5 protein-coding genes are annotated in these 9,532 nt (G+C 65.1%); 3 read left to right on the top strand and 2 right to left on the bottom strand.

The genetic code is table 11. The annotated features are described in order from the left end of the window. Window positions 1-284: FtsX-like permease family protein (locus OQE62_RS16945; protein ID WP_265723231.1), on the top strand; the 284-nt coding region annotated here is incomplete at its 5' end. Beyond that, window positions 281-1,438, top strand: a complete 1,158-nt coding sequence (locus OQE62_RS16940) for a lipocalin-like domain-containing protein (RefSeq protein ID WP_265723230.1) — start codon at window positions 281-283, stop codon at window positions 1,436-1,438. The genes OQE62_RS16945 and OQE62_RS16940, both read left to right, overlap by 4 nt. 44 nt (window positions 1,439-1,482) lie before the next feature. On the opposite strand, the gene OQE62_RS16935 is transcribed toward OQE62_RS16940, so the two are convergent. Both OQE62_RS16935 and metH read right to left on the bottom strand, forming a co-directional pair. Next, window positions 1,483-1,731 carry a DUF2970 domain-containing protein gene (locus OQE62_RS16935; RefSeq protein WP_265723229.1) on the bottom strand — a complete coding sequence of 83 codons (249 nt, stop codon included), beginning with the start codon at window positions 1,729-1,731 and terminating at the stop codon, window positions 1,483-1,485. 119 nt (window positions 1,732-1,850) lie between these two features. Further along, the gene (gene metH, locus OQE62_RS16930) at window positions 1,851-5,546 is read right to left on the bottom strand and encodes a methionine synthase (protein ID WP_265723228.1); all 3,696 of its coding nucleotides are present in this window, start codon (window positions 5,544-5,546) and stop codon (window positions 1,851-1,853) included. Window positions 5,547-5,778: 232 nt separating this feature from the next. Between metH and OQE62_RS16925 the strand changes: the two genes are divergently transcribed. Continuing rightward, window positions 5,779-9,402: a hydantoinase B/oxoprolinase family protein gene (locus OQE62_RS16925; protein ID WP_265723227.1), complete on the top strand. Its 3,624-nt coding sequence runs from the start codon at window positions 5,779-5,781 to the stop codon at window positions 9,400-9,402. The last annotated feature ends 130 nt before the right edge of the window (window positions 9,403-9,532 follow it).

Below are 9,532 nucleotides of genomic sequence, written 5' to 3'. Positions count from 1 at the left end.
CGCGCGGGCCGCTGGCCGGCGCCGGCATCGCCCAGCTGTGCGGCGCGGCCCTGGTCACGGCACTGCTTGCGGTGCCGCTGGGCCTGGCGCTGTCCTGGAGCCTGGTGGCGGTGATCAATGTGGCGGCCTTCGGCTGGCGACTGCCGCTGTATGTCTTCCCCGCGCAGATCGCCGCCACCCTGGCGGTGGCGCTGGGTGTGGCCCTGGTCGCCGCATTGTTGCCGGCCTGGCGGCTGTGGCGCACATCGCCGCGCAGGCTGTTGACGGAGTTCGAGGCCCTATGAACAAGGCCGGAAGTGCGAAGCGTTTTTTCCTCTGTTCGGTGCTGCTGTCGGTGCCGCTGGTGTTGTTCGCGGTGCTGGCGCTGCGCCAGTGCGGCAGTGAGCCGGCGGACGACAGTTTTGCCGGGCTGGGCAGGCAGTCGGAGGGCTACAGTCGGGCGCGGCCGGGTGCCGCCCTGCGATTTCCCGAAGACCACGGCACTCACCCCGATTACCGCATCGAATGGTGGTATCTGACCGCCAATCTCGAAGACGCCGACGGCACGCCACTGGGGATCCAGTGGACCCTGTTTCGCCAGGCGCTGTCCCCGCCCGATGACGACGGCGAGGACGGGGGGTCGCCCTGGGCCAGCCGCCAGATCTGGATGGCCCACGCCGCGCTGTCGACACCGGATGCGCATTTCGTCGCCGAGCGCTTCGCCCGCGACATGGCGCTGCCGGACCGCCGCGGCCAGGCCGGTGTCGAGGTCGAGCCGTTTGCGGCCTGGTTGGATCACTGGCGTATGGAAAACCCCGCCGGCGGCGGCCTGGCGCGGTTGCAGGTGACGGCGCAGGGCAGCGACGCGGGGCGCCACTTCGGCTACCGGCTGGCGCTGGAGGCCGACGGGCCACTGGTGCTGCACGGCGAGTCGGGCTTCAGCCAGAAGTCCGCCGACGGCGGCGGCTCTCACTACTACAGCCAGCCGTTTTACCGGGTGGAAGGGCAGGTGGAGATCGATGGACAAACACGAGCGGTCAGCGGCCGGGCCTGGCTGGATCGCGAATGGAGCAGCCAGTTGCTGGCCCCCGACCAGCGCGGCTGGGACTGGTTCTCGCTGCATCTTTCGGGCGGCGCCAAGCTGATGGCCTTTCGGCTGCGCGGCGGTGGCGGGGAGGGCGATGACTATCTGTCGGGAAGCTGGATCGACGCGGACGGACAGCAGACCCCACTCACCGACGACGACCTGCGGTTGACCCCCGCAACATACAGTTCGGTGGCCGGGCGCGAACTGCCCACCCGCTGGCGGTTGCGCCTGCCGTCCCGGGATCTGGACGTGATCGTGCGCGCGCGCAATGCGGATCGCTGGATGGATACCGTTTTTCCCTACTGGGAGGGCGACGTGGTGGTGGAGGGCAGCCATTCGGGCGTCGGCTACCTGGAAATGACCGGCTATTGAGCCGCGGGCATCATTTGTTCGCGGCCATGGGGACAGTCGGGAGATCACCCCATATTGCCGAGCACGGTCTTGACGATCAGCACCAGCGTCAACACAAACAGCGCGGTAAAGATAATGCCGGCGGCGACATAGGCCTTGATACTGCCGCCCTTGAAATCCCGTTCGCGGTTTTTATTGCTCTGCACGCCGATGGCCGCGGCCAGGGTGCTGAGTACCACCTGGCCGAATGAAGGGCGCTTTTTTTCCCGATTCTCGTCTTTTTCTTTTCTCTCTTTTCTCTCTTCTCTATCCACTTCCAGCTCCTACAGGGTAGGGTGCGCTGTGCGCACCGGCTGCGTTGGTTTTCCCCGGCCCTCATCGGTGCGCACGGCGCACCCTGCACATCTGCCGTGCAGGCGATACATCCCGCTGCTCAATCGTCGAGATTCGGCCGCAGCCAGCGCTCCAGCTCGGTTTCCGTCATGCCCTTGCGCTCGGCCAGGCTCTGCAACTGGTCGCGCCCGATCTTGCCGACATTGAAGTATTTTGCCTCCGGGTGGGCAAAATACCAGCCGCTGACGGATGCCGCCGGCAGCATGGCGAAATGCTCGGTCAGGCGCACGCCGGCGTTGTCCGGCGCGTCCAGCAGTTCGAACAGGGTGGCCTTTTCCGTGTGGTCGGGGCAGGCCGGGTAGCCGGGGGCGGGGCGGATACCGCGGTAGCGCTCCTTGATCAGCTCCTCGTTGGAGAGCTGCTCGTCCGGCGCGTAGCCCCAGTAGTCCCTGCGCACCTGCCGGTGCAGGGTCTCGGCGAAGGATTCCGCCAGCCGGTCTGCCAGGGCCTTGACCATGATCGCGTTGTAGTCGTCGTGTTTCGCCTCGTACTCCGCCGCCAGCTCGTCGGCGCCCAGTCCAGTAGTCACGGCGAAGCCGCCCACATAGTCGGCTATTCCAGAATCGACTGGGGCGACAAAATCGGCCAGCGAGCGACACAAGCCGTCGCCGCCGCGCTTCTGTACCTGCTGGCGCATCTGGTGCAGGCGGGCCAGCTCTGAGCTGCGGCTTTCGTCGGTGTAGACGACAATATCGTCGCCGTCGCTGTTGGCCGGCCAGAGGCCGAACACGGCGCGGGCTTTGAGCAGTTTCCGGTCGATGATTTCGCGCAGCATCTTTTGCGCATTTTCAAACAGGTCCCTGGCCGCTTCGCCGACCACCTTGTCCTCGAGGATCGCCGGGTATTTGCCGGCCAGGTCCCAGGAGATGAAGAAAGGGGTCCAGTCGATGGTGTCGACCAGTTTTTCCAGCGGGAAATCGTCGATTGTGGTGATGCCGGGTCTGTTCGGCACCGCGGCGGTGTAATTCTGCCAGTCGAACTGCGGCGCCGCCGCCAGTGCTTCTTCGTAACCGAGGCGCTTGTCGTTGCGCTTTCGGTTGGCGGTGCGGGCGCGGACCTTTTCGTACTCGGCCTGAATCCCCTCCACGTAGGCCGGGCGCAGCTCGTCGGAAATCAGGTTGCTGGCCACGCCCACGGCGCGGGAGGCGTCGGCCACGTACACCGTCTGGTTGCGGTGGTACTGCGGGTCGATTTTCACCGCCGTGTGCGCCTTGGAGGTGGTGGCGCCGCCGATCAGCAGCGGGATATCGAATTCCCGGCGCTCCATTTCCGCGGCCACGTGGACCATCTCGTCCAGCGACGGCGTGATCAGGCCGGACAGGCCGATGATATCGCACTGCTTTTCCTGTGCCGTTTGCAGGATGGTTTCCGCCGGCACCATCACACCCAGGTCGATCACTTCGTAGTTGTTGCAGGCCAGCACCACGCCGACGATATTCTTGCCGATATCGTGCACGTCGCCTTTCACCGTGGCCATCAGGATGCGGCCGTTGGGTTTGCTGTCGGCAGTTTTCTCGGCCTCGATATAGGGCTGCAGATGGGCCACCGCCTGTTTCATCACCCGCGCGGATTTCACCACCTGGGGCAGGAACATCTTGCCGGCGCCGAACAGGTCGCCGACCACGTTCATGCCGTCCATCAGCGGGCCCTCGATGACGTCCAGCGGGCGCGCCGCTTGGGCGCGGGACTCCTCGGTGTCCTCCAGGATGTAGTTATTGATGCCCTTGACCAGCGCGTGTTCGATGCGCTTGTTCACCGGCAGCTCGCGCCAGCTCAGGTCTTCCTTGCGCGCCGCACCACTGCCGTCGCCGCGATATTTCTCGGCGATATCCAGCAGCGCCTCGGTGCCTTCCGGGGTGCGGTTGAGAATCACATCCTCGACCTTTTCCCGCAGTTCCTCTGGCAGCTCGTCGTACACCGCCAGTTGGCCGGCGTTGACGATGCCCATATTCAGGCCGGCCCTGATGGCGTGATACAGGAATACCGAGTGGATGGCCTCGCGCACCGGGTTGTTGCCGCGGAAGGAAAAGGACACATTGGACACGCCGCCGGAGACGCTGGCGCCGGGCAGGTTCTCGCGGATCCACTGCGTGGCCTGGACAAAGTCCACGGCGTAGTTGTTGTGTTCCTCGATACCGGTGGCCACGGCGAAGATGTTCGGGTCGAAAATGATATCCGTGGGGGCAAAGCCGACCTTGTCCACCAGCAGATCGTAACTGCGTTTGCAGATTTCCGTCTTGCGCTCGAAGCTGTCCGCCTGGCCATCCTCGTCGAAGGCCATCACCACTACCGCGGCGCCGTAGCGCCGGCACAGGCGTGCCTTGTCGGTAAAGTCCCGCTCGCCTTCTTTCAGGCTGATGGAATTGACGATGGACTTGCCCTGGATGCACTGCAACCCGGCCTCGATCACCTCCCATTTGGAGGAGTCCACCATGAACGGCACTTTGGAAATATCCGGTTCGGTGGCGGCCAGGTTGAGGAAGCGACGCATGGCGGCGACGGAATCCAGCATCGCCTCGTCCATGTTGAAGTCGATCACCTGGGCCCCGTCCTCGACCTGCTGTGCGGCCACCTGCAGGGCGGTGTCGTAGTCCTCGTCCATGATCAGGCGCTTGAAGCGCGCCGAGCCGGTGACATTGCAGCGCTCGCCCACATTCACGAACAGGGAATTTTCGTCGACGGCAAACGGCTCCAGGCCGGACAGGCGCAGCGCCGGTTTTATTTCCGGTATTTTGCGCGGCGGCATATCGGCCACCGCATCGGCGATCGCGCGGATATGCTCGGGCGCGGTGCCACAGCAACCGCCGAGAATATTGAGGAAACCGCTGCGCGCGAATTCGGCGACGATACTGGCGGTCTCTTCCGGCGTCTCGTCGTACTCGCCGAATTCATTGGGCAGGCCGGCGTTCGGGTGCGCGGAGACATGCTCGGCGCAGACGCCGGACAGCGCCTCCACGTAGGGGCGCAGCTCGGTGGCGCCCAGGGCGCAGTTGAGACCGACGCTCAGGGGCTTGGCGTGGGCCACGGAATTGTAGAAGGCCTCGGTGGTCTGCCCGGACAGGGTGCGGCCGGAGGCATCGGTGATGGTGCCGGAAATCATGATCGGCAGCTCGAAACCCACTTCATCGAACAGCTTCTGCAGGGCGAAGATGGCCGCCTTGGCATTGAGGGTGTCGAAGATGGTCTCGATCAGGAACAGGTCGGAGCCGCCCTCGATCAGCGCGCGGCCGGCCTCCACATAGTTCTCCACCAACTGCTCGAAGGTCACGTTGCGCGCGCCCGGGTCGTTCACGTCCGGGGAGATACTGGCGGTGCGCGAGGTGGGGCCGATCACGCCCGCCACCCAGCGCGGTTTCTCCGGCGTGGCCATGCCGTCGGCCGCCCGGCGCGCCACCTCGGCGGCGGCGCGGTTCAGTTCCGGGACCAGGTCCTCCATCTCGTAGTCCGCCTGGGACAGGCGGGTGGCGTTGAAGGTGTTGGTCTCGATGATATCGGCACCGGCTTCCATATAGTCCCGGTGCAACTGTTCGATCATCTCCGGCCGGGTCAGGCTCAGCAGGTCGTTGTTGCCCTGGACATCCTTGTGGAAGTCCGCAAAGCGCTCGCCGCGATACTGGCTCTCGCTCAGCTTTGCCCGCTGGATCATGGTCCCCATGGCCCCGTCCAGAATCAGGATGCGCTGCTTCAGCGCGGCGTGGAGCTGTTCGAGGCGTTGATTGCGGGCTTCTTGGGGCATGGACACTACCTTAACCGGGATCGAGAAGGCGGCAATGTTAGCATACCCTGGGAGCGCGGAGCTCCAGCTCCGCTTGCGGGCCGCAGGCCCGCTTTTCTCCCCTCTCCCGCCGGGAGAGGGGCCGGGGGAGAGGGTGGTGGCTTCGGCAGGCAGCCCTCTCCCCTAACCCCTCTCCCAGAGGGAGAGGGGAACCGGAAGGGGCTGCGTTTAGTATCGAGGAGTGATCGGGAACATGGATACAAGTAAAAAACACTGGAACTTCTGGATAGACCGCGGCGGCACCTTTACCGATATCGTCGCCCTGCGCCCTGACGGCCGGCTCGTCAGCCACAAGCTGCTGTCGGAAAACCCGGAGCAGTACGAGGACGCCGCCCTGGCCGGTATCCGCGCGCTGCTGGGGCTGGACGCCGACACGCCCATCCCGCCGGAGCGCATCGGGGCGGTCAAGATGGGCACTACCGTCGCCACCAACGCGCTGCTGGAGCGCAAGGGCGATCCGGTGGCCCTGGTCACGACCAGGGGGTTCGCCGAGGCCCTGCGTATCGGCTACCAGGCGCGCCCGCACCTGTTCGACCTGGAAATCAAACTGCCGGAAATGCTCTACAGCGATGTGCTGGAAGTGGACGAGCGGGTCACCGCCGGCGGCGAGGTGCTGGTGCCGCTGGACGAGGGCAGGGTGCGGGATGACCTGCAGCGCCTCTACGACGCCGGCCTGCGCGGCCTGGCGATACTGCTGATGCACGGTTACCGCTATCCGGATCACGAAAAGGCCATCGCCCGCATTGCCGGGGAGATCGGCTTTACCCAGATCTCCGCCAGCCACGGGGTCAGCCCGCTGATCAAATTGGTGGGCCGCGGCGATACCGCGGTGGTGGATGCCTACCTGTCGCCGGTGCTGTGCCGTTACGTGGATCGGGTGGACAGGGCCCTGGGCGGCAGCCGACTGCTGTTTATGCAGTCCAACGGCGGCCTCGCCGATGCGCACTTCTTTCGGGGCAAGGATGCCATCCTGTCCGGCCCCGCCGGCGGCGTGGTGGGTGCCGCGCGCACCGCCGCCGAAGCCGGTTTCGAACAGGTGATCGGCTTCGATATGGGCGGCACCTCCACCGATGTCTGCCACTACAGCGGCGACTACGAGCGCAGCCTGGAATCGGAGGTCGCCGGCGTGCGCCTGCGGGCGCCGATGATGCGCATCCACACGGTGGCCGCCGGCGGCGGTTCGATACTGCACTTCGACGGTTCCCGCTATCGGGTGGGGCCGGATTCCGCCGGCGCCAATCCCGGCCCCGCCTGCTACCGCCGCGGCGGGCCACTGACGGTGACCGACTGCAATGTGATGCTGGGCAAGTTGCAGCCAGAGTTCTTCCCCCATGTATTCGGCCCCGACGCCGATCAGCGGCTGGATGCGGAAATTGTGCGGCGGAAATTCACCGAACTGGCGGAGGAAATCCGCACCGCCACCGGCGACGAGCGCACCCCCGAGCAGGTGGCAGAGGGCTTCCTCGCTATCGCCGTGGAAAATATGGCCAGCGCCATCAAGAAAATCTCCGTGCAGCGCGGCTACGAGGTATCGAAATACCTGCTCAACAGTTTCGGTGGCGCCGGCGGCCAGCACGCCTGTCTGGTGGCGGATGCGCTGGGCATGACAAAGGTGTTGCTGCACCGCTACGCGGGCGTGTTGTCCGCCTACGGGATCGGCCTCGCCGATCTTCGCCTGACGCGGGAGCGCAGCCTGGAGCATCGGTATTCGGTGGACCATGAATCCGAACTGGGTGATATTTTTGACGAACTGGAAGCGGACGGGCGCCGGGAAATGCTGGCCCAGGGGGTGGCGGAAAAGCAGATCCGCTGTCGGCGCAAACTGCACCTGAAGTACGAGGGCACGGATACGGCACTGGAAGTGCCCATGGACAGCCACGATCGGGTGCTGGCCGAATTTGAGCGGGGCTACCGCCAGCAGTTCGGTTTTCTCGCCGGGGACAAACCGCTGATTGTCGAGGCATTGCAGGTGGAGGTGATCGGCAGTACCGGCGAGGCCGTATCGCGAACGGAAGCCGTCGATGACAAGCCTGCTCGAAACGAGATTCCGCCCAGTGCCTCCGGCGACATCACCATGAACGGCCAAACCGCGGAAACGCCGATCTTCCGCAGCGAAGCCCTGCGTTGCGGCGAGCAGCTCGACGGCCCGGCGGTGATCAGCGAGCCCAACAGCACCGTCGTGGTGGAACCCGGCTGGCGGGCGGAAATGGGTGAATCCGGCATTCTGCTGGAGCGCGTCGAGGCGTTGCCGGCGCGCACCGCGGTGGGCACCAGCGTCGATCCGGTGATGCTGGAAATCTTCAACAACCTGTTCATGTCCATTGCCGAGCAGATGGGCGCGGCGCTGGAGAAGACCGCCTCGTCCGTCAATATCAAGGAGCGCCGGGATTTCTCCTGCGCGCTCTTCGATCGCGACGGCGAACTGATCGCCAATGCACCGCATATGCCGGTGCATCTCGGCTCCATGAGCGAGAGTATCAAGACGGTGATCCGCGAGAACGCCGGCAGTATGAAAGCCGGCGATGCCTTTGTGCTGAACGCACCCTACAACGGCGGTACCCATCTGCCGGATATCACCGTGATCCGCCCCGTTTTTGGAGAAGAGGGCGATGACACGGAAAAGGAGCTGCTGTTTTACGTGGCCACCCGCGGCCACCACGCCGATGTGGGCGGTATCAGCCCGGGTTCCATGCCGCCGTTCAGTCGCACGGTGGAGGAAGAGGGTGTGTTGCTGGACAACCTCAAGCTGGTGGACGGCGGCACTTTCTGCGAAGACACCATCCGCGAGAAGCTGTCGTCGGGGAAATACCCGGCGCGCAATATCCCGCAGAATATCGCCGACCTGCACGCGCAGCTCGCCGCCTGCGAAAAGGGCGTGCGCGAACTGAAGCGCATGGTGGCGCATTTCGGCCTGCCGGTGGTGCAGGCCTATATGCAGCATGTGCAGGACAACGCCGAGGAGTCCGTACGCCGCACCCTGGACGCATTGCACGATGGCGAATTCCGCTATGAGATGGACGACGGCAGCGTCATCCGGGTAGCGGTGACCCTGGATCGGGAAAACCGCCGCGCCAGGGTGGATTTTACCGGCACCAGCGATCAACACCCGGGCAACTACAATGCGCCGCGGGCGGTTACCAAGGCGGCGGTGCTCTATGTTTTCCGCTGCCTGGTGCGGGAGAAAATCCCGCTCAATGGTGGCTGCCTGAAGCCGCTGGATATCGAAATCCCGCCGGGCTGCATGCTCAACCCGCAGTACCCGGCCGCGGTGGTGGCGGGCAATGTGGAGACCTCCCAGTACGTCGTGGACGCGCTGTTCGGCGCGCTGGGGACCATGGCCGCGGCCCAGGGCACCATGAACAACTTCACCTTCGGCGACGGCAGATACCAGTACTACGAGACCCTCTGTGGCGGCTCCGGCGCCGGGCCGGATTTCGACGGAACCGACGCCGTGCAGACCCATATGACCAACTCCCGCCTCACCGACCCGGAAATGCTGGAATGGCGCTTTCCGGTGCTGCTGGAGGCGTTCGGCATCCGCCGCGGCAGCGGCGGGGCAGGGGCCCACAGGGGCGGAAACGGTGCCCGCCGGCGGCTGCGCTTCCTGCAGCCGATGACCGCCTCCATCCTCGCCTCCCACCGCAAACTGCCGCCATTTGGCCTGAACGGCGGCGAATCGGGGGCGCTGGGGCGGAACTGGGTGGAAAGGGCCGATGGAAACCGCGAAGAACTGGATGGTCGCGCGGAGGTGCAGATGGGGGAGGGCGATGTGTTCGCCATCGACACCCCCGGTGGCGGAGGCTACGGTAAAGCGTGATTCATCCCGGTACCGGTAGGAGGGGCAAAGCGCAGCGTGCCCATCAGACCAGAGGTGATGGGCACGTCGCTTCGCTCCTTTGCCCATCCTACGGCTGGAATCTGGCCGCTGGTTTAATTCCGGCCCCATT

It is taken from the genome of Microbulbifer halophilus (assembly GCF_026183675.1).
GTDB classification, from domain to species: domain Bacteria; phylum Pseudomonadota; class Gammaproteobacteria; order Pseudomonadales; family Cellvibrionaceae; genus Microbulbifer; species Microbulbifer halophilus.
This window is presented reverse-complemented; position numbering and strand designations above follow the sequence as displayed.